The organism is Methylobacterium sp. J-118 (assembly GCF_057836565.1).
Genome location: NZ_JBYQFA010000001.1, coordinates 556,845 through 579,808, shown reverse-complemented (window position 1 = coordinate 579,808; position 22,964 = coordinate 556,845). Strand labels below are relative to the sequence as shown.

General features: G+C 70.2%; 21 protein-coding genes. 10 read left to right on the top strand and 11 right to left on the bottom strand.

Annotated features, from left to right (window positions below; all coding sequences use genetic code 11):
- Positions 1–5: 5 nt before the first annotated feature.
- Entirely contained in the window at positions 6–656 is a 651-nt protein-coding gene (locus AC3IF3_RS02715; protein ID WP_243973495.1) for a hypothetical protein, read from the bottom strand.
- Positions 657–718: 62 nt separating this feature from the next.
- On the bottom strand, positions 719–1,363 hold the full coding sequence (gene mtgA, locus AC3IF3_RS02710) for a monofunctional biosynthetic peptidoglycan transglycosylase (RefSeq protein WP_243973496.1): 645 nt from the start codon (positions 1,361–1,363) through the stop codon (positions 719–721).
- Positions 1,364–1,525: 162 nt separating this feature from the next.
- Here mtgA and AC3IF3_RS02705 point away from each other — a divergent pair, with 162 nt between their 5' ends.
- Positions 1,526–2,497, top strand: coding sequence for a polyprenyl synthetase family protein (locus AC3IF3_RS02705; protein ID WP_489227160.1), 972 nt, complete (start codon positions 1,526–1,528; stop codon positions 2,495–2,497).
- A 70-nt stretch (positions 2,498–2,567) separates the two neighbouring features.
- Positions 2,568–2,909 carry a hypothetical protein gene (locus tag AC3IF3_RS02700; protein ID WP_489227158.1) on the top strand — a complete coding sequence of 114 codons (342 nt, stop codon included), beginning with the start codon at positions 2,568–2,570 and terminating at the stop codon, positions 2,907–2,909.
- 15 nt (positions 2,910–2,924) lie between these two features.
- On the opposite strand, the gene mmsB is transcribed toward AC3IF3_RS02700, so the two are convergent.
- The 4 genes from mmsB to AC3IF3_RS02680 form a co-directional block, all read right to left on the bottom strand.
- Positions 2,925–4,106 carry a multiple monosaccharide ABC transporter permease gene (gene mmsB / locus AC3IF3_RS02695; RefSeq protein WP_489219603.1) on the bottom strand — a complete coding sequence of 394 codons (1,182 nt, stop codon included), beginning with the start codon at positions 4,104–4,106 and terminating at the stop codon, positions 2,925–2,927.
- Between the two features lie 56 nt (positions 4,107–4,162).
- A complete protein-coding gene (gene mmsA, locus AC3IF3_RS02690; RefSeq protein ID WP_489227156.1) occupies positions 4,163–5,698 on the bottom strand; it encodes a multiple monosaccharide ABC transporter ATP-binding protein in 1,536 nt (511 codons plus the stop codon).
- 183 nt (positions 5,699–5,881) lie between these two features.
- Complete coding sequence (gene chvE / locus AC3IF3_RS02685) at positions 5,882–6,892, bottom strand: multiple monosaccharide ABC transporter substrate-binding protein (protein ID WP_489231221.1); 1,011 nt, start codon at positions 6,890–6,892, stop codon at positions 5,882–5,884.
- Positions 6,893–7,466: 574 nt separating this feature from the next.
- Positions 7,467–8,213, bottom strand: a complete 747-nt coding sequence (locus tag AC3IF3_RS02680) for an SDR family oxidoreductase (protein WP_489227155.1) — start codon at positions 8,211–8,213, stop codon at positions 7,467–7,469.
- Between the two features lie 212 nt (positions 8,214–8,425).
- Between AC3IF3_RS02680 and AC3IF3_RS02675 the strand changes: the two genes are divergently transcribed.
- The 5 genes from AC3IF3_RS02675 (at position 8,426) to mutS (ending at position 14,711) form a co-directional block, all read left to right on the top strand.
- Positions 8,426–10,159 carry a patatin-like phospholipase family protein gene (locus AC3IF3_RS02675; protein ID WP_489227154.1) on the top strand — a complete coding sequence of 578 codons (1,734 nt, stop codon included), beginning with the start codon at positions 8,426–8,428 and terminating at the stop codon, positions 10,157–10,159.
- A 102-nt stretch (positions 10,160–10,261) separates the two neighbouring features.
- Entirely contained in the window at positions 10,262–10,435 is a 174-nt protein-coding gene (locus tag AC3IF3_RS02670) for a hypothetical protein (protein ID WP_243973503.1), read from the top strand.
- A gap of 36 nt (positions 10,436–10,471) precedes the next feature.
- Positions 10,472–11,329 carry an alpha/beta fold hydrolase gene (locus AC3IF3_RS02665; protein WP_489227152.1) on the top strand — a complete coding sequence of 286 codons (858 nt, stop codon included), beginning with the start codon at positions 10,472–10,474 and terminating at the stop codon, positions 11,327–11,329.
- 235 nt (positions 11,330–11,564) lie between these two features.
- Positions 11,565–11,858 carry a hypothetical protein gene (locus AC3IF3_RS02660; RefSeq protein ID WP_489227151.1) on the top strand — a complete coding sequence of 98 codons (294 nt, stop codon included), beginning with the start codon at positions 11,565–11,567 and terminating at the stop codon, positions 11,856–11,858.
- Positions 11,859–11,993: 135 nt separating this feature from the next.
- On the top strand, positions 11,994–14,711 hold the full coding sequence (gene mutS, locus AC3IF3_RS02655; RefSeq protein WP_489227149.1) for a DNA mismatch repair protein MutS: 2,718 nt from the start codon (positions 11,994–11,996) through the stop codon (positions 14,709–14,711).
- A 253-nt stretch (positions 14,712–14,964) separates the two neighbouring features.
- Here mutS and AC3IF3_RS02650 read toward each other — a convergent pair whose 3' ends face one another.
- Together AC3IF3_RS02650 and AC3IF3_RS02645 are read right to left on the bottom strand one after the other, a co-directional pair.
- Complete coding sequence (locus AC3IF3_RS02650) at positions 14,965–15,402, bottom strand: response regulator (protein ID WP_489219592.1); 438 nt, start codon at positions 15,400–15,402, stop codon at positions 14,965–14,967.
- A gap of 62 nt (positions 15,403–15,464) precedes the next feature.
- The gene (locus AC3IF3_RS02645) at positions 15,465–16,541 is read right to left on the bottom strand and encodes a histidine kinase dimerization/phosphoacceptor domain -containing protein (RefSeq protein ID WP_489227147.1); all 1,077 of its coding nucleotides are present in this window, start codon (positions 16,539–16,541) and stop codon (positions 15,465–15,467) included.
- Between the two features lie 204 nt (positions 16,542–16,745).
- Here AC3IF3_RS02645 and AC3IF3_RS02640 point away from each other — a divergent pair, with 204 nt between their 5' ends.
- The 3 genes from AC3IF3_RS02640 to AC3IF3_RS02630 all read left to right on the top strand — a co-directional run bounded on the left by AC3IF3_RS02640 (position 16,746) and on the right by AC3IF3_RS02630 (position 19,834).
- Complete coding sequence (locus AC3IF3_RS02640) at positions 16,746–18,128, top strand: AmpG family muropeptide MFS transporter (RefSeq protein ID WP_489227145.1); 1,383 nt, start codon at positions 16,746–16,748, stop codon at positions 18,126–18,128.
- 25 nt (positions 18,129–18,153) lie between these two features.
- Positions 18,154–19,092, top strand: a complete 939-nt coding sequence (locus tag AC3IF3_RS02635; RefSeq protein ID WP_489227143.1) for an EcsC family protein — start codon at positions 18,154–18,156, stop codon at positions 19,090–19,092.
- Positions 19,093–19,174: 82 nt separating this feature from the next.
- Positions 19,175–19,834, top strand: a complete 660-nt coding sequence (locus AC3IF3_RS02630; protein ID WP_489231220.1) for an MgtC/SapB family protein — start codon at positions 19,175–19,177, stop codon at positions 19,832–19,834.
- A gap of 13 nt (positions 19,835–19,847) precedes the next feature.
- Here AC3IF3_RS02630 and ilvA read toward each other — a convergent pair whose 3' ends face one another.
- From ilvA to AC3IF3_RS02615, 3 genes are read right to left on the bottom strand one after another with little or no spacing between them, the layout of a single operon-like run.
- The gene (gene ilvA, locus AC3IF3_RS02625; protein ID WP_489231219.1) at positions 19,848–21,419 is read right to left on the bottom strand and encodes a threonine ammonia-lyase, biosynthetic; all 1,572 of its coding nucleotides are present in this window, start codon (positions 21,417–21,419) and stop codon (positions 19,848–19,850) included.
- A 47-nt stretch (positions 21,420–21,466) separates the two neighbouring features.
- Positions 21,467–21,814, bottom strand: coding sequence for a diacylglycerol kinase (locus AC3IF3_RS02620; RefSeq protein WP_243973512.1), 348 nt, complete (start codon positions 21,812–21,814; stop codon positions 21,467–21,469).
- Positions 21,811–22,869 (bottom strand): AbrB family transcriptional regulator, encoded by a 1,059-nt coding sequence (locus tag AC3IF3_RS02615; protein ID WP_489219588.1) that lies wholly within the window; start codon positions 22,867–22,869, stop codon positions 21,811–21,813. Before AC3IF3_RS02615 ends, AC3IF3_RS02620 begins: the two co-directional genes overlap by 4 nt.
- Positions 22,870–22,964 lie beyond the last annotated feature (95 nt).

The window sequence follows — 22,964 nt, the reverse complement described above, 5'->3', positions numbered from 1 at the left end:
GCCGCTCAGGCGGGTTCCCACGCCGGGGACCCGCCGGTCCGACGGAACGTACCGGGCCCGAGATCGGCGTAGCGCAGGAAGATCTGCAGGGCCGGCTGCATCTCGCGGTGGAGGCGGACGAGATGCGTCTGCGCATCTTCGTCGTCATTGGCGGCCGCTCCGGGGACCGCAGCCAAGTGGCGGGCCATATCGGCGGTGTAGGGACCCGGTCCGCCGTAAGGCTGGGCGGGATCGACATAGGGCACGCCCCGGGCGGTATCCCAGGCGTAGCCGAGCCTTGGAATCAGCGCCAGATGCTCCGGGGTCACCGCGAAGGTGATGTGCTCGGGCGTCTCGCCGGTCTGCGCATCCCGGAACACGTCGCCGACCGTGCTGTGGTCCAGCTTGGCCAGCGCATTGTGATACTGGTAGCGGCCGGGCTTCAGCTGCGCATTCTGTGCGAAGACCGCGAGGCCGTCCTCCAGGGCCCGGTGCTCCTCCTCGGCGCCCTCGTCGTCACCGGTGACGTTGGCGATATCGCCGTCCCGGTCGAGGCTGCCATAGGGCGCCTCCGGGTGGACGGTGGGCGCCCCCGGCTCGACACCGCCCCAGGCGACGACCATCCGGCGGATCAGCGCGATGCGCTCCAGGGTGAGGTCGTAGACGGCGTCGGTCATTGGAGGTCGGCCCCGGGTGTCACGTTTCGAAGGCACGTCTTACAGAGACGGATGGGCGCCTGCTACCGCCGCAGGCACCCCGTCAGCCCCTCGACCTGACCCATCATCGCCTGGATCCGCGCGGCGCGGCGGCGCACCCCGGGGGAGGGGTGGCCGGCGCTGCGGGTGATCGGATTCGGCAGGACGGCAGCCAGGAGCGCCGCCTCGCCGCGGGTCAGCCGGCTCGCATCCTTGCCGAACCAGTGCCGGCTTGCGGCCTGCGCGCCGTAGATCCCGTCGCCCCACTCGGCGACGTTCAGGTAGATCTCCATCATCCGCCGCTTGCCCCAGAGGGCGTCGAGGGCCAGCGCCAGCGGGATCTCCAGGCCCTTCCGGATGTAGGATCGGCCCGGCCACAGGAAGACGTTCTTCACCGTCTGCATGGCGATCGTCGAGGCGCCGCGGCTCGGCGAATCCTCGTCCTCCACAACCTCGCGGATCGCCCCGAGATCGACGCCGTTGTCGAGGCAGAAGCGCTGGTCCTCCGAGGCGATCACCGCCTGCGGCAGCACCGGCGCGATCGCCGAGAGCGGGACCGGATCCCGACTGACCGGCTGAAGCGTCAACCACCGTCCAAGCATCAGGGTCGACGGCGGCATCATCGCGCTATAGACGAGCGCCAAGACGAGCACGAGACCGAAACCGGTGGCGGGGAGCAGCAGCAGCATCCCCACGACTTGGCGGACACGGCGGGGGCGTCGCGGGCGGGCGCGCGGGAGATCGCGTTCCGCCGCATCGCCCCTGCCTTCGACCCCGCCCACCGTGATTTCGTTCCCGTGCAACAGACACGCGATTGGTTTTCGCAAGGCCAGGACCGGACGCAGCGCTCGATGACCCCGACCTCCTCAACGCAGGCTCAGACTGGTTCGGTCAAGACTGGTCCGCAAGCCGTCGACTTTACCCACAGGCTGACCGAGGTCGCCGGGACGGTCGAGACCTTCCTGGTGGAACGGCTCGGACCGGAGGTGGGCGCCGGCGAGATCACCCGGCCGCCCCGACTCATGGCGGCGATGCGGCACGCGGTGCTGGGCGGCGGCAAGCGCCTGCGGCCGTTCCTGGCCATCGAGACCGCCCGGATGCTCGGCGGCTCCGAGGCGGCGGCGCTGGCCGCCGGCGCCGGGGTCGAGCTGGTGCATTGCTACAGCCTCGTTCACGACGATCTGCCCGCCATGGACGACGACGACATGCGCCGCGGCAAGCCGACGGTCCATAAGGCCTACGACGAGGCCACCGCGATCCTGGTCGGCGACGCCCTGCAGACGCTGGCCTTCGAGATCGTGGCCGACCCGACCTGGCAGCCGGACGCACGGATCCGGGCCGACCTCGTGCTCGGCCTCGCCCGGGCCTCGGGACTCGGCGGCATGGTCGGCGGACAGCTCCTCGACCTCACCGCCGAAGGCCGCTTCGGCACGGCCACCCTGGACGTGGACGACACCCTGCGGATGCAGGCGATGAAGACCGGCGCGATCCTGGCCTTCTCGGTGGAGGCCGGCGCGATCGTCGGCGGTGCCGACGAGGGCCAGAAGGCAGCCCTGCTGCGCTACGGTCTGGCCCTGGGCCAGGCCTTCCAGATCGCCGACGACATCCTCGATCGGGAGGCCTCGCCCGAAGCCATGGGCAAGGCCACCGGCAAGGACAAGGAGGCCGGGAAAGCGACCCTGGTCGACCGCCTTGGCCTCGACGGGGCCCGGGCCGAGTGCGACCGCCTCGTCGGCGTCTGCGAGGTTGCGGTCGGCCCCTGGGGCGAGGGCGCCCGGATCCTGCGGGACGCCGCCCGCTTCACGGTGGCGCGCAAGACCTGAGGGCCGGAACCTCGACATTTGAGCGGATCGGTTTGACCGGGCCGCAACCGGGCTGCGCCGATGGAGAGGCGTGCCGTCCCGCGATTCGACATACCGTCTCCTGGCCGCCGGCTTCGGCCTCGGCGGCCTCGCTTATCTGATGAGCCGGTCCGAGCCCGACCTGGACGACATCCTCATCGGCCTCGGCTGCCTGGTCCTCTGCGGCGGTTTCTCGGCCATCGCACCCGCCAAGCGGCCTGGGCAGGTCGAGACCCTGCCACCGGAACCCGCCGGTCGCGCGATCGCGAGCGCGGAGGTTCCGAAATCCCATCGGCTGCTCCGGATGGAGGTCCCGCAATCGGCCTCGCGCCTGCCGGAGGCACCCGCCCACCGGCGGCGCGACGGCGATCGGCGGCCGCCGGGGCAGTCGTGAGCGGCGCCGGCTCGGTCAGGCCCGGTTGTTCTTGTTGTAGACGTCGAGGCAGACGGCGGCGAGCAGGACCACGCCCTTGATCACCAGCTGCCAGTCGCTGCCGATGCCCATCATCGACATGCCGTTGTTCATGATTCCGATGATGAAAGCGCCGATCACGACACCCGACACTTTGCCGATGCCGCCGGCCGCTGAGGCGCCGCCGATGAAGCAGGCGGCGATCGCGTCGAGTTCGAACCCAACGCCGCCCTTCGAATTCGCGGTGTTGAGACGGGCGACCAGGATCAAGCCCGCGAGGCCCGCGAGCGCGCCCATGTTGGCGAAGGTCAGAAAGGTCAGCCGCTCGGTCTTGATGCCGGACAGGCGGGCGGCCTTGACATTGCCGCCGAGCGCGTAGATCCGCCGCCCGATCGTCGTCCGCGTGGTGACGAACTGGTACAGCATCACCAGTGCGAACATCACGAGCAGCACGTTGGGCAAGCCGCGATAGTCGCTCATCTGGTAAGCGAAGGCGAGGATCACGATCGTCGTCACACCGTTGCGGGCGAGGAACGCCGCCGGAGAATCGGCCGGGCCGCCGTTTCTGACCCGCGCCTGCCGGCGGCGCCAGTTCAGGCCAACGAGCGACATCGTGAGTCCGAGAGCGATCAGAACCGCGGTCCAAGGCCCGGCGAAATTGGCGAGGAAGCCCTTGGAGAGCGCCTGAAAGACTTCCGGGAACGGCCCGACAGAGGCGCCCTGCAGGAGCGCCTGCGTCAGACCGCGGAACACCAGCATGCCGGCCAGGGTGACGATGAAACTCGGGATACCGAGATACGCCACGAAGTAGCCCTGCAGCCCGCCGATCGCGGCGCCCACCACCAGGCACAGGACGGTGGCCGTCAGCGGATCGACGCCGAACCGGACCATCAGCAGCGCCGCGAGCGCCCCGACGAAGGCGACCACCGAGCCGATCGACAGATCGATATGCCCGGCCACGATGACAAGCAGCATCCCAAGCGCCATCACCACGACGTAGCTGTTCTGCAGGACCAGGTAGGTCAGGTTCAACGGCTGAAACAGCACGCCGCCGGTCGTGTACTCGAAGAACAGGGTGATGACGGCCAGGGCGAAGACCAGCCCGTATTCGTGCAGCTGGGCCGTCGGGAGGAAGCCGCGCCAGGATCGAGGCGCGCTGCGGGGCTCACTGGCAGCCATGGGGCCTGATAGTCCTTCGCTCACGGGGATCATGGGGTTGCGCACAGTGGAGTCGGTCATCCGTTCAGGTCCTTGGAGCGCATGATCGCGCGCATGATCGCTTCCTGGCTGGCCTCGGCGCGGGGGAACTCGCCGACGAAGCGCCCCTCGTTCATGACGTAAATCCGGTCGCACAGGCCGAGGAGTTCGGGCATCTCAGACGAGATCATCACGACGCCCCGGCCCTCGTCGGCCAGTGCATTGACGATGCTGTAGATCTCGTACTTGGCGCCGACATCGATGCCGCGGGTCGGCTCGTCCAGGATCAGCACCTTGGGCTCGGTAAACAGCCACTTGCTGAGCACCACCTTTTGCTGGTTGCCACCCGACAGGTTCACCGTCTGCTGGGACACGCCGAAGGAGCGGATCCGCATCTTGCTCCGATAGGCGCTCGCGACCCGGTGCTCCAACGCCTCGTCGATCACCGCGGCGGTGGAGACCCCCGGCAGGTTCGCCAGGGTGGTGTTCTTGGTGATGTCCTCACCCAGGACGAGGCCGAGCTGCTTGCGGTCCTCGGTGACGTAGGCGATCCCCGCCGCGATCGCCCGGTCGATCGTCGAGACGTCCACCGTCGCGCCGTCGATCCGGACGGTGCCGCTGATGCCCTGTCCGTAGGACCGCCCGAAGATGCTCATGGCGAGCTCGGTCCGACCCGAGCCCATCAGGCCGGCGATCCCGACGATCTCGCCCCGGCGCACGGTCAGGCCGACCCTGCGCACCACCGCCCGGTCGGGATGGATCGGGTGGTGGACCGTCCAGTCGCGCACCTCCATCAGCAGGGCGCCGATCTTCGGTTCGCGCACCGGATAGCGGTTCGCCATCGTGCGCCCGACCATGCCCCGGATGATGCGATCCTCGTCCACCGCCTCGCTCCGGCAGTCGAGGGTCTCGATGGTGGTGCCGTCGCGCAGGACGGTGATCCGGTCGGCAACCTTCGAGATCTCGTTGAGCTTGTGCGAGATCAGGATCGACGCGATGCCCTGGTCCTTGAAGTTCAGCAGCAGCTGCAGCAGCGCCGCGCTGTCCGTCTCGCTCAGGCTGGCGGTCGGCTCGTCGAGGATGAGCAGCTTGACCTTCTTGGACAGGGCCTTGGCGATCTCGACGAGCTGCTGCTTGCCGACGCCGAGATGGGTCACCAGGGTATCGGGGCTCTCGTGGAGCCCCACGGTGGCCATGAGCGCGCGCGCCCGCGCATAGACCTGCTCCCGGTCGATGATGCCGAACCGAGCCGGCTCGTTGCCGAGGAAGATGTTCTCGGCGATCGACAGGAACGGCACCATGGCCAGTTCCTGGTGGATGATCACGATGCCCAGGCGCTCGCTGTCGGAGATGTCCCGGAAGCGGCCCGGATGCCCCTCGTAGACGATCTCACCCGCATAGGAGCCGTGCGGATAGACTCCGCTCAGCACCTTCATGAGCGTCGACTTGCCGGCGCCGTTCTCGCCGACCAGGGCGTGGATCTCGGCGGGCGCGACCGTGAGGTTGACGTCGTTGAGGGCCTTGACGCCGGGGAACGTCTTGGAGATCCCCCGCATTTCGAGGACGGGCTGCATGCGACCCCTTCAGGCTCGGCCTGCACAGATGTGGCTGCGCCGGTGGGATGCCGGCTCAGGATTCAGGGCACCGTCCCGAAAGGTGGCCTTCGGCTTTCGGAACGGTGCGGATCGGGACGCGGGCGCAGCGTGCCGGTTCCGCGATCCGGCACGCTGCGCGAGGGGCCGGCGCCGGCCCGACGGTCACTTTAGCTGTTCGAGGGTATAGTAACCCGTATCGACCAGGGCCGACTTCCAGTTGTCCTTGGTGACGATCACCGGTGTCAGCAGGTATGACGGGACGACCTTCTTGCCGTTGTTGTAGGTCTTCGAATCGTTGATCTCGGGTTGCCGGCCGGCCTCGATGGCGTCGATCATCGCCACCGTGACCCTCGCGAGCTCGCGGGTATCCTTGAAGATTGTCGCCGTCTGCTCGCCCGCGATGATCGACTTGATCGATTGCGACTCGGCGTCCTGGCCGCTGATCACCGGCAGCTTGAGCCCCCCGGATCCGTAGCCGAAGCCTTTCACCGACGAGATGATCGCCGTGGAGATGCCGTCGTAGGGGGAGAGCACCGCGTCGAGCCGGGCATTGCCGTAGAAGGCCGAGAGCAGGTTATCCATCCGGGCCTGGGCGGTGGCCGAGTCCCAGCGCAGGGTCGAGACCTTGTCCATGCCGAACTGGCCCGACCGCACCACGAGCTTCTTCGCGTCGAGGTACGGTTTCAGCACCGACATGGCGCCGTCGTAGAAGAAGTAGGCGTTGTTGTCGTCGGGCGATCCGCCGAACAGCTCGATGTTGAACGGTCCCTTGCCGTCCTTCAGGCCGAGCGCATCGACGATGGACGTCGCCTGCTGTACGCCGACCTTGAAGTTGTCGAAGGTGGTGTAATAGTCGACGTTCGGCGTGCCCCTGATGAGCCGGTCGTAGGCGATGACCTTGACCCCGCGCTCAATGGCCTTCGACAGCACGTCGCCTAGGGTCGTTCCGTCGATCGAGGCGACCACGAGAACCTTCACCCCCTTGGTGAGCATGTTCTCGATCTGCGCGAGCTGGGTCGGGATGTCGTCGTCCGCGTATTGCAGGTCGGGCTTGTAACCTTTGGTCTGCAGCAGCTTCACGATGTTGTTGCCATCGTCGATCCAGCGCTGGGACGACTTGGTCGGCATGGCCACGCCGATGGGATCGCCGTTCGCGGCCTGCGCCGACGGCATGGACACGCCACCCAGGAGCGCGGCACCGAGAACCAGCTTGAGAAACCTCTTCTTGGCGAACATGATTCCCCCCGTCCGTGTTGTCGTGCCGGTGACGGCGTGCGGGCTACCGAACCCGCCGCGTCATCCCTGTCTTTCGGCACTGTCAGATCGTGATCTTGGAACCTCACCTACAGGCCCGCGTGTTTTGACAGACGAATATCGAAATTCGCCGCCCCATGTGCCGAGTGCGGAATCCGATAGTCTGTCAATGTCTTGAAACATCACGGCCGCCCTGGGCGGTCCGTGGCGGCATGGCCGCTCAGTCGGCGTGGAGGTGGCGTGATCCCGCTCCCAACTCAGGCTGGGTTGGCCCCGCCCGCTCTTCGTTGTCGAATTTGTATGAGTTATAGATCGAGCCGTCAATCGCGTCGCCGCGCGTATGGCGCGGATCGCCACGACAAATGCACAGCCGGCAACGACGCCGTGCGGCCTGGCGGCGGGTCGGCGCGGAACCGGCACACATTGTCGCCCGGCCGAAACCTCGGATCCGGGCGCGAGGACGCGGCGCGCGGCGGCGCCGACCGGTCCCCGCTCAGCCGCGTCCGACGAACGGCATCTTGGTGGCCATGATCGTCATGAACTGGACATTGGCTTCGAGCGGCAGGCTCGCCATGGTCAGCACCGCCTGGCCGACATGGTCGGGATCCATCACCGCCTCGGCGCGCAGAGACCCGTCCGCCTGCGGGACGCCGGCCTTCATCTTGCCGCCCATCGGCGTGTCGGCGTTGCCGATGTCGATCTGGCCGCAGGCGATGTCGTAGGCGCGCCCATCAAGGGACGTGGCTTTTGTCAGACCCGTGACGGCGTGCTTGGTCGCGGTGTAGGCGATCGAGTTGGGTCGCGGGGCATGCGCCGAGATCGAGCCGTTGTTGATGATGCGTCCGCCCCGGGGATCCTGGTCGCGCATGATCCGGAAAGCGTGCTGCGTGCACAGGAACAGCGCGGTCAGGTTGGTGTCGACCACCTGGCGCCAGGTCTCCAGCGGCAGGTCCTCCAGGGGCACCGCCGGAGCGCCGATCCCGGCATTGTTGAACAGCAGGTCCAGGCGCCCGAATCGATCCCGGGTGCGGGCGAACAGGCTGGCGATCGACTCGGGATCGGTGACGTCGGTGGGGACTGCGAGGGCGCGGTCGTCCCCGATCTCGGCCGCCGTCTCTTCGAGGGGGGCCGGCCGACGCCCGGACAGCACCACGCGCCACCCGGCACCGGCGAGCGCCAGGGCGGCGGCCTTGCCGACTCCCGTGCCCGCCCCGGTCACGATCGCGATCCGCTCCGACATCGTTTCCTCCCGGCTGTTCTCCGGTCCGCCTGTACCGGATGGCGGCCACGGCGCGAAGGGATCGGCGTTTCAGAAGCCCCGCGCGGTCACGGAGAAGGCCTGGCGGAGCCGCTGCGCTATGTTGGCCTGAGGCTCGTGAATGGGGGGACCGAGACGATGCGCCTGCGCCCGGCGGCAGGACCACCCGCGACCGTGGATCCGGCGGTGCGGCGGTGAACGCGCCCGAAATCCCGTTCCTGGCCGGCCTCGATGCGGAGGCCGGCGCGGCCGTGCGCGCCCGCATGGTACCGGTCGCGGTGCCGGCAGGCCGGATCCTGTTCGAGCAGGGTGCGACCGGCGACGCGCTCTACACGCTCGTCTCCGGTGCCGTCGGCGTCTCGGCCCGGGACCACAACGGGGTACCCACGCGGATCGCCCGCCTGCGGCCGCCGGCGATCTTCGGCGAGATGGCGCTCCTGTCCGACGCCCCCCGGGCGGCCACGGTGATCGCCCTGCGCGACACGCACCTGCTGCAGCTCACCCGCAGCGCCTTCGAGGCGGTGATCGCCGAGCATCCGCAGACGCTGCTCTACTTCGCCCGGATGCTCGCCGACCGGCTGCGCGCGCTCTACGACGGCTACTCGGTCCACCACGCACCGCGGATCTTCACGATCCTGGCGGTCACCGACGGGCCCGACCCCGAGATCCTGGCCCGCCGGCTCGCCGCCGCCTTCGACGCGCTCCTGCCCGGGGAGACCGGCTGCCTGACCGACTGGCCCGGGGGTGCCGACGAGGCGTGGTTCCAGGCCTTCGAGGCGCGGCACGCGCGCACGATCCTCGCGGCGCGGAACATCGACTGCCCCTGGTGCCGGCAGAGCCAGCGGCGGGGGGACCACGTGCTGCTGCTGGCCGAGCCGGGAGCGCCGCCGCGGCCGGGCGCGGCGGCCTATCTTGAGCGGGTGCGCTCCGACTGGATCCGGATGGATCTCGTCGTCCGGCAGGACGCCGCGGCGCGGCGCCCGAAGCCGGTGCATCCCGCCGTCGCCGCGCTGCCCGCGGCGCTGCGCATCCAGCTCCGGGACGGCTGGGCGGCGGATCTCGATCGCCTGGCCCGGCTCGCCTCCGGCGCCGCCCGGGGGCTCGTCCTCGGCGGCGGCGGCGCCCGGGGGCTCGCCCATCTCGGGGTGCTGAAGGCCCTCGACGAGGTGTCCTGCGCCCCCGACTTCGTCGGCGGCACCAGCATGGGTGCGATCATCGCGGCGAGCCTCGCCATGGGCTGGAGCATCGCGGAGATCCAGGCCCAGACCGAGGCCTTCTTCGCGACCAGCAACCCAATCAACGACTACACGCTGCCGCTCCACGCCCTGACCCGGGGCGCCAAGGTCGATGCCGGACTCGCCGCGCGCTACGGCGGCGCGCGGATCGAGGATCTGTGGCTGCCGTTCTTCTGCGTCTCGTCCAATCTCACCACCGGCAGCACGATGGTGCATCGCGCGGGGGCGCTGACGCAGGCCCTGCGCGCCAGCATCGCCATCCCGGGGCTGCTGCCGCCGGTGATCTGCGACGAAGGCGTGCTGGTCGATGGCGGCATGATGAACAACCTCCCGGCCGATGTCGCCGCCGACCTGGAGCGCGGGCCGGTGCTGGCCGTCGACGTCGGCAGCGACCGGGCCTTCCAGGACATGCCCCGGCGCGGCTGGACCGGACGCCTCGTGCGCAGGCTCATCGGCTCGCCGCCGGCCATGCCGGGGCTCGCACCGCTGCTGCTGCGCGCCGCCACGGTGTCGAGCGACGCCCAGAGCCTGATGGCGGCCGCCCACGCCACGGTCGTCCTGAAGCCCCAGCTCTCCGGGATCGACCTGCGGGCCTGGTCGCGGTTCCGCGAAACGGCCGAGCTCGGCTACCAGGAGACCCGTGCGGGCATCGCCAGCGGCAGCCTCGCCCGCTGGTTGGACCCCCTGCGCTGATCCGTCCGCGTGCGGCAGCGCACCCGGACGCCGCGCGGCCCTGTAACCCGCGGGGCCGTGCGCCGATCTCCCGAGTACAGACGGCCCTTGGAGCTCGACGCCATGACCCAGCCCGACACGATCCGCACCGACGCCCCGCCCGCCGCCGATCCCGCCCGCGGTCTGCTGGAGGGAGCGGCCTTCGTCCTGCTCTGCCTGTGGACCCGAACCTCCCCGGTCCGCCTGCGCGACCAGCTCTCGCCGGAAGCCGGTGCCTGCGCCACGCTCGGCTTCTGACGGGACCGCCCCCGGATAGACGGAGCATCGACGCCGATGGATGTCGCAGGTGTCACCTTTCGCCGGGTCGCGCTACCCGGGCTGAGCCTGAACGTGGCTGAAGCCGGCCCCACTTCGGGCGCGCCGACGATCCTGCTGCACGGTTTCCCGGAGTTCTGGTACGGCTGGCGCCACCAGATCGGCCCGCTCGCCGAGGCGGGCCTGCGGGTCCTGGCGCCGGATCAGCGCGGCTACGGCCTCAGCGACAAGCCGTCCGGCATCGAGGCCTATCATCTGGACCGGCTGGCCGGCGACGTCCTCGCCCTGGCCGACGCCTACGGCTTCGCAGAAATCCGGTTGGTCGGCCACGATTGGGGTGGGATCGTCGCGTGGTGGCTGGCGAGCCGGCATCCCGACCGGATCGCGCGGCTCGCCATCCTGAACGCGCCGCATCCCGCCATCGTCGGCGACTACATGCGCCACCATCCCGGCCAGTGGCTGCGCAGCTCCTATGTCGGCCTGTTCCAGATCCCCGGCCTGCCCGAGCGCCTGCTCACCGCGGATCGGTGCCGGGCCCTGCGGCGCGCGCTGACCAACACAAGCCGGCCGGGGGCCTTCGCGGCCGCCGATCTCGACCGCTATGTCGAGGCTTGGCTCCGGCCCGGCGCGATGACCGCCATGCTGAACTGGTATCGCGCTCTGGTTCGCCTGCCCCGGGCGACGCCACCGCGGGTCCGCGTCCCCACCTTGATCCTCTGGGGGCGCCAGGACACCGCACTGCAGCCGGGCCTGGCGGAGGCGAGCCTGGCCTTCTGCGACGCCGGCCGGATCCGCTGGTACGACCGCGCCAGCCACTGGCTCGCGCACGAGGAGCCGGCCTCGGTCAACGCCGATCTCGCCGACTTCCTCGCTTGAACGCCGCTATAGTAGAGGGGCAGAGGATCCGGCACAGTCGAAATGTGCCGTGGCTTGCAGGTCCTCTTCTAGTCTCGGAAGCGTCGAGGGATCGGGCGCGGTGTACGTTCAGGACGATCGATTAATCCTGCGTCCAGAATAAATTCAATCCTGCGTTCTCCGCAACATTCCGGAACTATTCGATCACTTTCCGTTTGGGTGGGTGCTCATGAGAGCGCTCCGGAGATACGCGACGATGTCTTTACACACCCTGTTGACTGCGGGCTTCGTCTTCGGCGGCATCATGGCCGCCACGGCGACCGCCCAGGCCGCTCCGGCCGTGCCACAGTCCGGCCTGGCCGGGCACGACTTGGTCGAGACCATCGCGATGCATCACCATCACCGGATGCACCGCCATCATTCCACCCGCCACGAGCGGCGGATGCGCCGCCTCAACACGATGCGCCACGGCAATCCGAACGCGCGCAATCCGTCGCGGCCCGGCTATCAGCAGCAGCTCGGCAACACCACGGGCGGCCCGCGCTACTGAGCCTCAGGATACGGGTACGGCGCCGCGCTCTTTCGGGAGCGGCAGCCTGCGATCATCCACCGCCGCGGCGGCTTCTCCCCAGCCGCGTCGGTGTACGTGTCCTGATTCGCGGACGCCGCTCTGCTAAGAGGCGTCATGGCTCGAACCGCCGTCCGCCCCGCCGCCGATATCACGCACGCCCCCGGCCTCGACCCGGCCGGCGCCACGCCGATGATGGCGCAGTACATCGAGATCAAGGCCGCTAATCCGGATTGCCTGCTGTTTTACCGGATGGGCGACTTCTACGAGCTGTTCTTCGAGGATGCCGAGATCGCCTCCCGGGCGCTCGGGATCGTCCTGACGAAGCGCGGCCGGCACGCGGGGACCGAGATCCCGATGTGCGGCGTGCCGGTCGAGCGCTCCGACGATTACCTGAGTCGCCTGATCGCCCTTGGGCACCGGGTCGCCGTGTGCGAGCAGACCGAGGATCCCGCCGAGGCCAAGAAACGGGGCCCGAAATCGGTCGTGCGCCGGGAGGTGGTGCGCCTCGTCACGCTGGGCACGATCACGGAGGACCGGCTCCTCGATCCGGCCCGGGCCAACCTTCTGCTGGCGATCGGACGTCGCAAGACCGGGGAGGGGGTGGTCGCCTACGGTCTGGCCGCCGTCGACATCTCCACCGGGCGCTTCGCCCTGAGCGAGGTCGCGGGTGGCGATCTCGCCGGCGCCATCGCCCGGCACGACCCGCGGGAGATCGTCCTGTCGGAGGCGATCCACGCGGATCCCGCCCTGGCGCGGCTCTGGCAGGAGAGCCGCGCCGCGATCGTGCCGCTCGCGCAGGCGGAACTGGAACCGCAGGCGGCCGAGCGGCGGCTGCGCGAGCAGTACGGCGTCTCGACCCTCGACGGCTTCGGCCAGTTCACCCGGGCCGAGATCGCGGCCGCCGGTGCCGCGCTCCTCTACATCGCCCGGACGCAGCTCGCGGCCCGGCCGACCCTGGCGGTCCCGACCCGCGAGGATGCGGGCGGCACACTGGCGATCGACGCGGCGACCCGGCTCAATCTCGAACTCACCCGCACCCTGTCCGGGGAGCGCGCCGGCAGCCTCCTCGCCACCATCGACCGCACCGTGACGGCCAACGGGGCACGTCTCCTGGCCGAGCACCTCGCCGGACCGCTGACCCAGCTCGAGGCCATCGCCCGGCGCCATGCCGCCGTGACGCATCTCGTGGACGATGCCGCCCTGCGCGGCGGCCTGCGCGACGCCCTGGCCCGGGCCCCCGACCTCGCCCGCGCCCTGTCGCGGACCGGCCTCGGCCGGGCGGGACCGCGCGACCTCGCGGCGATCCGGGACGGCCTGGCCGTGGCGGCGGAACTCGGGGGGCGCATGTCCGCCATCCCGGCCCTGCCGGAGGATCTCGCCCGGCTGGCCGGCCACCTCGCCGCGGCCGATCCGGAGCTGATCGCGACGCTGACGGCGGCGCTTGCCGACGACCTTCCCCTGAGCCGGAGGGACGGCGGCTTCGTGCGGGCCGGCTACCATGCGGAAATCGACGAAGCCCGGATCCTCGGCCAGGATTCCCGCAAGGTCGTCGCCGCCCTGCAGGCGCGCTACGCCGAGCAGACCGGCTGCCGGACGCTGCGCATCAAGCACAACAACCTCCTCGGATATTTCATCGAGGTTCCGCAATCCGTCGGCGAAGCCTGTCTGAAGGGACTCCAGAGCGACTTCGTCCATCGCCAGACCATGGTGGACGCGATGCGCTTCACCAGCGTCGAACTGGGCGCGCTCGAATCCAAGATCTCGGGGGCCTCCGACCGGGCGCTGGCCCTGGAGGCGGCGGTGTTCGACGACCTCTCGGCCCGCGTCCTCGCCCGGGCCGACGCCGTCGCCGAGGTCGCCGAGGCGCTGGCCGGCCTCGACGTGGCGGCGAGCCACGCCGAACTCGCGGTCGAGCTCGACTGGCGCCGGCCCGTGGTCGACGATTCGCTAAGCTTCGTCGTGGCGGGCGGCCGGCACCCGGTAGTCGAGGCGGCCCTGCGCCGGGCGGGGGAGCCGTTCATCGCCAACGATTGCGACCTCACGGGCGAGACCCGCGGCCGGATCCGGTTGATCACCGGCCCCAACATGGGCGGCAAGTCCACGTTCCTGCGCCAGAACGCGCTGATCGCGGTGCTCGCCCAGATCGGCGCCTTCGTGCCGGCCGCCGAGGCACGGATCGGGCGGGTCGACCGGCTGTTCTCCCGAGTCGGCGCCGCCGACGACCTCGCCCGGGGGCAATCGACCTTCATGGTCGAGATGGTCGAGACCGCCGCGATCCTCAATCAGGCGAGCCGCCGCTCGCTGGTGATCCTGGACGAGATCGGCCGCGGTACCGCGACCTTCGACGGCCTGTCCATCGCCTGGGCCTGCCTGGAGCACCTGCATGAGGTGAACGCCTGCCGGGCGCTCTTCGCCACGCATTTCCACGAGCTGACCGCTTTGGGCGACCGCCTCGCCCGCCTTGAGAACGCCACCCTGAAGGTGGCCGAGCACCGGGACGGCGTCGTGTTCCTGCACGAGGTCGTGCCGGGGGTGGCCGAGCGCAGCTACGGCCTTCAGGTGGCCCGCCTGGCCGGGCTACCGGGCAGCGTCGTGACCCGGGCCGGGGCGATCCTCAAGAGTCTGGAGAAGGCCGAGCGCGGCCGCCCCGCCCGAGCCCGAATCGACGACCTGCCACTCTTCGCCGCCCTGGCGCCGCCTCCGCCCCCGGAGGCGCCCCCCGAGGATCCCCTCGGGGCGATGCTCGACACCATCGATCCGGATGCGCTGACGCCCCGGGAGGCGCTGGATGCCCTCTACCGGCTGAAGCGCGAGCGGGCAGGGCGGGGCTGAGGGGTTCGCCTCTGGCACGTCGCGGTTGGAGAGTGGGAGCGGCCGATAGCGCGCTCCCACTCACCCCTGCGGAACCACCGGATTTACAGATCGCTGCCGGATAGGGGTAATGATTGGACCCACGCGCGGGTCTCCGCTCCCGTCCAAGGGAAGGGAAATGGTTTGGCAGTCCCGGGCTGCGCGTCTTCTCGATCAGCCCAAGAATCGTCCCTCGCAGACGGTTCAGTGCCGCCGCACCGGTTCGACCCAGCCCTCAGACCGGTGCAGGCCAGAACCCGTCCGGACAAGCCGGCTCGCCGCGGCCGGCGCGCCGGTCGGCCACGTAGTCGAGGGTGCTGGCCACCACGCGCTCGGAATAGGGCTTGGCGATCACCCCGATGGCGCCGGCGAAATCCTTGGGGATGCGCTTCGCGTTGGCGGTCATGAACACCACGGTGGTGCGCCGGTCCTGCGAGAGCGCCCGGGCGACCTCGATGCCGGTCGGGCCGTCGATGAGATGAATATCCACCAGCGCGACGTCGGGTGCGGTCGAACGGCCCATGGCGATGGCCTCGGTGGAATTTCCGGCGATACCCACCGTGATATGGCCAAGCTCGTCCAGCAGGCATTCGAGTTCGAGCGCGATCAGCGCCTCGTCCTCCACCACGAGGACGCGGAGCGCGGCTTCCAACGCGGCGTTCCCGGTGCCCATGCGTTCTCCGTGTCACCGTGCCGTGGACGCCGCCGCAAGCTTGGAGCGTTCACACGCAAGACTCAAGACACGGACTTCAGCGGGATATCGATCTCCACGACGGTGCCCGGTCCGGCATCCGCCCAGGCTATGGTTCCGCGCATCTGCCGCACAACCATCTCCACGAGATTGCGCCCGAAACCCGCCGGATTGGGCGACACGGCCGCCAGCCCGACCCCGTCATCGCGGATCGTCAGGTGCATGCCGCTCTCCGTCCGCCGGGCGGCGATCGAGACCCGCCCCTCGCGGGCGTCCGGGAAGGCGTGGCGCAACGCATTGGCGGTCAGTTCGTGGATGAGCAGGGCCAGCGGCGCCGCCATGGCGGCCGCCACCGCGATCGGCTCAACGTCGGCCTCGATCCGGCGCAGTTCCGGATCGAGGCCGGCATTCATGTCGGCCAGGAACTCGGCCGCGAAGTCGCCGAGGTTGAAATGCGCGCAGTCCCCCTCGGAATAGAGCAGGCGGTGCGCCGTCGACAAGGCACCGATGCGCTCGGCCATGTTCTGAAGCGCGTCGCGCGCCTCGCCCTCCGGCGTCCGGCGGGCCTTGAGAAGCATCAGCGAAGAGATCACCTGCAGGTTGTTTTTCACCCGGTGATCGACTTCGTGCAGCAGGGCAGTCTTCTGCTCCAGGGCTGCGCTCAGGGCATGCGTGCGTGCCTCGACCAGGCGTTCCAGCTCGCCGGTGGTGTCACGCATGGTGTCTTCGAGCTGATGGACATAGGTCATGTCCGCCTGAGCGGCGTAATAGAACGCCACGCCCTCCGTATCGCTCACCGGCGTGATGGTCATCGCGTTCCAGAACGGCGTACCGTCCTTGCGATAGTTCAGCAGTTCCACCGAGATCGGTTCCGCCACCTGAATCGCAGCGCGGATCCGCTCGACGGCGGTTCGGTCGGTCGCAGGGCCCTGAAGCATGCGGCAATTGCGCCCGACGACCTCCTGCAGGCCGTACCCGGTAACCTGCAGGAACGCATCGTTGGCCCAGGCAACAGGATTGTCCGGCGCGCGCGCGTCGGTGATCACCATGGGCGACGGGCTTCGAGCGAAGGCATCGACCAGCGTCGCCGGCGGCAGGGCGGGCTCGGACCGGGCACTCAACGCATCATTCCATACTCTGTGCAGCGACGTGGGGGTCCGCCGGCGTCTTCTGCACGCCGCGATCCCCCGGTGGTGGACATCGCGTTAAGCGGCGTTCGATCAAGCCTCCGGCAAGTGGCATCACAATCCGGCGAGACACTCCGCGGCGCAAGGTTGCCACGATTTCGCGAGATCAAGGCCATGAGGGCTCAGGAGTTCCATGCCATGGGCAACCCACCACAGGCGATGCGCCGCTTCCGCCTCCGCGACATCGTCGAGGATCGGCGCATCGCGCTGATGCTTGCGCTCGGATTCTCGTCTGGCCTGCCGCTGCTGCTGGTGCTGGGGACCTTCACGCTCCGCCTCGCCTTCTCGGATATCGACGTGCGGGCCATCGGGCTGTTCAGCTATGTGGCACTGCCCTACTCGCTGAAGTTCCTGTGGGCCTCGGCGATCGACCGCCTGGACGTGCCGGTCCTGAGCGCCCGGCTCGGACGCCGCCGGGCCTGGATGGTCACGACCCAGGCAGCGGTCGCCCTGTGCCTCGTCCTGATGGCCTTCGCCGACCCGAAGACGAACCTGGCGCTGCTGGGGCTCGCGGCCTTCTTGATGGCGTTCTGCGCGGCGAGCCAGGACGTGGTCATCGACGGCTGGCGCATCGACGCGGCGGGCAGCGACTTCCAGGGCATCCTGGCGGCGACCTCGAACCTCGGCTACCGCCTCGGCCTGATCGCTGCGGGCGCGGGCGCGCTGTTCATCGCCGCGGCCGGGGGCTGGACGCTGGCCTACCTGATCATGGCCGCGCTCATGCTGGTGGGGATGGTCGCGGCCCTGCTGGCGCCGGCCTTCGACGTCGCCCGCGCAGCCCCGGCGGAGACCATAGGCGGCTCGCGAATCCAGTCGATGCGCCGCGCCATCCTGGAGCCCCTGACCGAGCTCCACATCCGCTTCGGGAACGCCCTCTGGGGCATCCTCCTGCTCGTGGCCCTCTTCCGCCTGCCGGACTTCCTGTCCGGGGTGATGGCGAGCCCGCTCTATCGGACCCTGGGCTTCGACCTCCGGGAGATCGCCACCGTCACCAAGCTCTACGGGATCTGGGTGGGGATCGCGGGCGGTTTCGCCGGCGGTTGGGCGCTCGCCCGACTCGGGCTGTTCCCGACATTACTCCTCGGCGCGTTCCTGGCCGCGGCCTCGCACCTCGCCTTCGCGTGGCTGTCGGCCGGCGGGCCGGAGGTCTGGCGCCTGACCGTGGCGATCTCCGTCGAGAATTTCTGCGGCTCCTTTGCGGGCATCGTGCTGATCGCCTACATGTCGAGCCTCACCAGCACGGCCTACGCGGCGACGCAGTATGCGCTGTTCTCGTCGCTCTACGCCCTGCCGGGCAAGCTGATCGCGGGGGCGTCGGGCTTCGTGGTCGCGGCGATCGGGTATCCGGCCTTCTTTGTGATAACATCGCTGGTCGGCATCCCGGTGCTGGTCCTCTGCCTCGCCGTCGGGCGCCGCGGCACCCGGCCGGCCGCCGAGGCGGCGCGGGCCGCCGACATGGCGGGGAACCGCATGCCGGGCGCCGAGCTTCCTTCCACGGCGCGGGCCCCGGGCACCGCGTGACCGGAACAGATCCAGGGATCTACGGATGAGCACGACCGACCTCACCCGCGCCGGCGAAATCCTGCCGGCGGTGACCCGAGAGACCGTGCTGAGCGACGCGGATCTCGCCGCCCTGCGCCGGGCGGTGGCGGCCCTGGAGCGCCCGAGCCTCGCCGCGCGCCTCTCCGCGGCGGCGGGAGCCCCCCTCGACCTCATCGGCCGCTCGCTGCCCGCCCCCGTGACCGAGGCGGTCAGCCGCAGCACCGAGGCCGCGATGCGGGTGGCGCTGCGGGTCGCCCTGGCGACGCTGCCGCGCAAGGCCTTGGCGCCCACGTCGGACGATGCCGTGGGTGTGGCCACCGCGAAGGCCGCGAGCCGGATGACGCGGCTCCTCGGTTCGGGCGATGCCAAGCACAAGGCCTTGGCGGCGCTCTCCGGAGCGGTGGGAGGCGCGTTCGGCCTTACGACCCTGGCCGTCGAACTCCCGGTCTCCACGACGCTGATGCTGCGCTCGATCGCCGAGATCGCCCGCGAGGAGGGCGAGGATCTTGAAACGCCCGAAGGCGCGCTCGCCTGCGTCCAGGTCTTCGCCCTGAGCGGCCGGACGTCGGCCGCGACGGAGGCGGGCTCCGCCCTGACGGAGAGCGGCTACTTCGCCGTGCGCGCCGCCCTGGCCAAGACCCTGGCGGAGGCCGCCCGCTATGCCGGCAGCAAGACGCTCCTCGACCAGTCGGCCCCGGCCCTGATCCGGTTCACCGCGCAGATCGCGGCGCGTTTCGGCCTCGTGGTGTCGCAGAAGGTCGCCGCGCAGACCGTACCGATCCTGGGCGCGTTCGGGGGCGCTGCTGTCAACACCGCCTTCATGAACCACTTCCAGGCGACGGCGCACGCCCATTTCACGGTCCGGCGCCTGGAACGGACCTATGGGGAACCGGCCATCCGCGCCGCCTACGAGGTCGAGAAGGCCGCCCTCGGCACCGCTTGATCGGCCGGCGCTCCATCCTCCAGGATAGGCCGCTTCCCTGCGGAGCGGCGGAGCGGAGGCGGCATTGATCGGCAACGGGGAGATGGTGGCGCGGCTGGCACTGGCGGCACTGTCCGGCAGCGTGATCGGGCTGGAGCGCGAGCGCTTGCTCTGGGCGGCCGGCCTGCGCACGCACATGCTGGTCTGCGTCGGGTCCTGCCTGATCATGATCGTCTCGGCCTACGGCTTCGGCGACGTGCTCGGCGCGGACCATGTCGTCCTCGATCCCTCGCGCATCGCCGCGCAGGTGGTGTCGGGCATCGGCTTCCTGGGTGCGGGCACGATCCTGCTGCGCGGCGAGGTGGTGAAGGGGCTGACAACGGCGGCGAGCCTTTGGGGCGTCGCAGCGATCGGCCTGGCCGTAGGCAGCGGGCTCTACGTGCCGGCGCTGACGACGACCGCGCTCGTCGTCGGCATCCTGGCTGGCGTGAAACCCTTCGAGGAGCGCTGGCGCGCGCGGATGCGCGCGCAGACCCTGCGGCTCACCATGCGGAAGGACGCACTGTCGATCGACACCCTCCAGGCGGCGACCGGCGAGCGCGCCTCACGGGTGCGGACCTTCACGGTCCGGCCGAGCGCCGACCCGGACTACGACGAGGTTGCCATCACCTTCGTGCGGCTGTCCCGGACGAGCGTCGCGGCGATCGCCGCCAAGCTGCGGGCGCTGCCGGACGTCGTCACGGTGGAGGAGGCGGAGGCGTGATCCGACTCCGCCGTCAAGCCGCACCGCGACTTTCGCCGTCGAGGAACAGCCGATAGGCCGGGTTCTCGGTCTCGTCGGTGGCCGGGTAGCCCAGGGCCTCGATCACGGCATCGAACCTGGCCCGCTCCGCCGGCGGGACCGCGATTCCGGCGAGCACGCGGCCGTAATCCGCCCCGTGGTTGCGGTAGTGGAACAGCGTGATGTCGAAATCCGGACCCAGCGCGTCCAGGAACTTCATCAGCGCGCCCGGCCGCTCCGGGAACTGGAATCGGAACAGGCGCTCATGCGCCACGCCCACGGCCCGCCCGCCGACCATGTAGCGGACATGGACCTTGGCCATCTCGTTGTCGCTCATGTCGAGGGCCCGGTAGCCGGCCTCCCGCAGGGCGGCGAGCAGCGCCTGCTTCTCGCGCCTGCCGCCGGCGACGTTGATGCCCACGAAGATCTGCGCCTCGGCGCCCGGCGCGTGGCGGTAGTTGAACTCGGTGATGGCCCGCGGCCCGAGGGCGTTGATGAAGGCCCGGTAGGCGCCGGGCCGCTCCGGGATGGTCACGCCGATCAGGACCTCCCGCTGCTCACCGATCTCGGCCCGCTCGGCGATGTGGCGCAGGCGGTCGAAATTGAGGTTCGCCCCCGACGAGATGGCGATCAGCGTGCCGGTGCCGCCCTCGCGCTCGGCGTAGACCTTGGCGCCCGCGACGCTCAGCGCGCCGGAGGGCTCCGACACCGCGCGGGTATCGTCAAAGATGTCCTTGACGGCGGCGCACATGGCGTCCGTGTCGACGGTGATGACCTCGTCGAGGTGCTCCCGGCAGAGCCGGAACGTCTCCTCGCCGGCCTGGCGCACGGCGACGCCATCGGCGAACAGGCCGACCGAGGGGAGGCTGACCCGGGTGTCCGCCGCCAGCGCCGCGGCCATGCAGGCGGCATCCTCCGGCTCGACGCCGATCACCTTGGTGCCGGGCCGCAGGTACTTCACGAAGGTGGCGATGCCGGCGGCGAGCCCGCCGCCGCCCACGGGCACGAAGATCGCCTCGATCGGGCCGGTATGCTGCTCCAAAATCTCCTTGCCGATCGTGCCCTGGCCGGCGATCACGTCGGGATCGTCGAACGGGTGCAGGAAGGTCAGGCCCTCCTCGGCCTCGCGGATCTTCGCCTCGGCGAGCGCCTCGTCGAAGGCGTCGCCGTGCAGCACGACCTCGGCCCCGCGCGCCCGGCAGGCATCGACCTTGATCGACGGGGTGGTGCGCGGCATCACGATCACCGCCCGGGCGCCGAGCTTGGCGGCGGCCAGGGCCACGCCCTGGGCGTGGTTGCCCGCGGAGGCGCAGACCACGCCGCGGGCGATCTGGTCCGCGCTGAGGGCCGACATCTTGTTGTAGGCGCCGCGCAGCTTGAACGAGAAGACCGGCTGCAGATCCTCGCGCTTCAGCAGCACCGGCCGGCCGAGCCGCTTTGTCATCCGCGGCATCGGATCGAGCGGGCTCTCGATCGCCACGTCATAGACGCGGGCGGTGAGGATCTTGCGGATGTAGTCCGTCACGGTGCGGGGTCTCGAGCGGGTGCGATGGAACGTGCCCGCCAGATAGACCCTCCCGGCCAGGGATGCGAGCGCCCGGCCGGCGGGGCAGATCAGCCCAGCCGCTCCACGAGTGCCGCCACCCAGACCAGCAGCGCTGCCGCCTGTGCCATGAAGGTGCCGGCGGAGGCGAGGTCCTTCACGGTGCCGATCATCGGGTGGTGGCTGGGGTGGACGTGATCGCAGAGCTTCTCGACGGCGGTGTTGAGGAATTCGGCGGCCAGCATCAGCAGCAGGCTGACCATCAGGGCGACGCGCACCCATAAGGTCGCGCCGAGAAACAGCGCGAGCGGCACGCCCAGCGCCAGCAGCGCCAATTCCTGGCGCACCGCCCGCTCGGTGCGCGCGCCGTGGCGCAGGCCGCGCCAGGAATTGAGGAAGGCGAGGACCAGGGCGTTCATCGCGCCGCGCCTTCGGGCACGGACCGGCTGATCCACTTGGCGAGCAGCGGACCGGTGAGCAGCACCACGAACAGGCGCAGCGTCTGGACTGCCAGGACGAAGGACACATCGGCCTTCGAGCCCACGGCGATGATCGCCACCGAGTCGAGGCCGCCGGGGCTCGTGGCGAGGACGGCGGTGAGCAGGTCGATCGGCAGCAGCAGGGTCAGCCCCCAGCCCCAGGCGGCGCAGAGGGCGATGACCGAGAAGGTCGCCACTAGGATGCCCGGCAGGGCCGACACGGTCAGGCGCAGGGTCTCCCGGGTGAAGCGCAGGCCGACATAGATGCCGATGCAGGCATAGGCGAGTTCCAGGATCGGCACCGGCAGCGCCATGCGGACGAGCCCGGTGGCGTGGAGCAGGCTGCCGAGCACCATCGGTCCGACCTGCGCGCCGGCCGGGACCCGGAGAGCCAGGGCCGCGCCGGCGCCCACCACGGCGACCGACAGCGTCGCCAGGAGCGAGAGCGGCCCGGTCACCTCGCCGGCCCCCGCCGAAGCCCCCGGGACCGGCGTCTCCATCAGGAAGCGGGCGGCGAGGGAAGCCGAGAACACCACCGCCGCCACGCGGACATATTGCATGAAGGCCACCAGGCGCGGGTCCGCGCCGAAATCCTCGGCCATCGCCACCATCGCGGAGGCGCCACCCGGCGACGAGCCCCAGGCGGCCGTGGTGCCGGGCAGCACGCGCAGGCGGGTCAGGACCCAACCGACGACGCCGCTGACCGCCACAGTCACCAGCACGACGGCGACGATGAGCGGGCCGTCCTCCAGCAGGGTCTGGGCGATCTGCCCGGTCACCGCATGCGCCACGAGGCAACCGATCATCGCCTGCGCGGCCTGGAAGGCGGCGCGCGGCACGTGCAGCCCGGATCCGCCGACCCCGAAGGCGATCGCCCCGATCATCGGCCCGAGCAGCAGCGCAGCCGGGAACTGCGCGGACATCAGGCCGAACGAGATGGCCGCGGAGGCGGCAGCGAGGGCGGCCCAGAGGCCGAGGGTGCGGAAGGAGGGCAAGGCGACCGACGGAGGCTACCCGCGCGGAACGTCGGGCGTGAGGCGCGCTATAGCGCAATATTGGCCCTCTTACGGCGACGTTTCGGCACGGTGGC

Bases quoted from the DNA above. Each gene is read 5' to 3' on its own strand.
- AC3IF3_RS02715 (WP_243973495.1), bottom strand. From the start codon at position 656: ATGACCGACGCCGTCTACGACCTCACCCTGGAGCGCATCGCGCTGATC.
- AC3IF3_RS02660 (WP_489227151.1), top strand. From the start codon at position 11,565: ATGTCTTTACACACCCTGTTGACTGCGGGCTTCGTCTTCGGCGGCATC.
- AC3IF3_RS02635 (WP_489227143.1), top strand. From the start codon at position 18,154: ATGAGCACGACCGACCTCACCCGCGCCGGCGAAATCCTGCCGGCGGTG.
- mmsA (WP_489227156.1), bottom strand. From the start codon at position 5,698: ATGCAGCCCGTCCTCGAAATGCGGGGGATCTCCAAGACGTTCCCCGGC.
- AC3IF3_RS02630 (WP_489231220.1), top strand. From the start codon at position 19,175: ATGGTGGCGCGGCTGGCACTGGCGGCACTGTCCGGCAGCGTGATCGGG.
- mtgA (WP_243973496.1), bottom strand. From the start codon at position 1,363: ATGCTGCTGCTGCTCCCCGCCACCGGTTTCGGTCTCGTGCTCGTCTTG.
- mutS (WP_489227149.1), top strand. From the start codon at position 11,994: ATGGCTCGAACCGCCGTCCGCCCCGCCGCCGATATCACGCACGCCCCC.
- AC3IF3_RS02670 (WP_243973503.1), top strand. From the start codon at position 10,262: ATGACCCAGCCCGACACGATCCGCACCGACGCCCCGCCCGCCGCCGAT.
- chvE (WP_489231221.1), bottom strand. From the start codon at position 6,892: ATGCCGTCGGCGCAGGCCGCGAACGGCGATCCCATCGGCGTGGCCATG.
- AC3IF3_RS02620 (WP_243973512.1), bottom strand. From the start codon at position 21,814: ATGAACGCCCTGGTCCTCGCCTTCCTCAATTCCTGGCGCGGCCTGCGC.
- AC3IF3_RS02665 (WP_489227152.1), top strand. From the start codon at position 10,472: ATGGATGTCGCAGGTGTCACCTTTCGCCGGGTCGCGCTACCCGGGCTG.
- AC3IF3_RS02650 (WP_489219592.1), bottom strand. From the start codon at position 15,402: ATGGGCACCGGGAACGCCGCGTTGGAAGCCGCGCTCCGCGTCCTCGTG.
- mmsB (WP_489219603.1), bottom strand. From the start codon at position 4,106: ATGGCTGCCAGTGAGCCCCGCAGCGCGCCTCGATCCTGGCGCGGCTTC.
- AC3IF3_RS02680 (WP_489227155.1), bottom strand. From the start codon at position 8,213: ATGTCGGAGCGGATCGCGATCGTGACCGGGGCGGGCACGGGAGTCGGC.
- AC3IF3_RS02705 (WP_489227160.1), top strand. From the start codon at position 1,526: ATGACCCCGACCTCCTCAACGCAGGCTCAGACTGGTTCGGTCAAGACT.
- AC3IF3_RS02640 (WP_489227145.1), top strand. From the start codon at position 16,746: ATGGGCAACCCACCACAGGCGATGCGCCGCTTCCGCCTCCGCGACATC.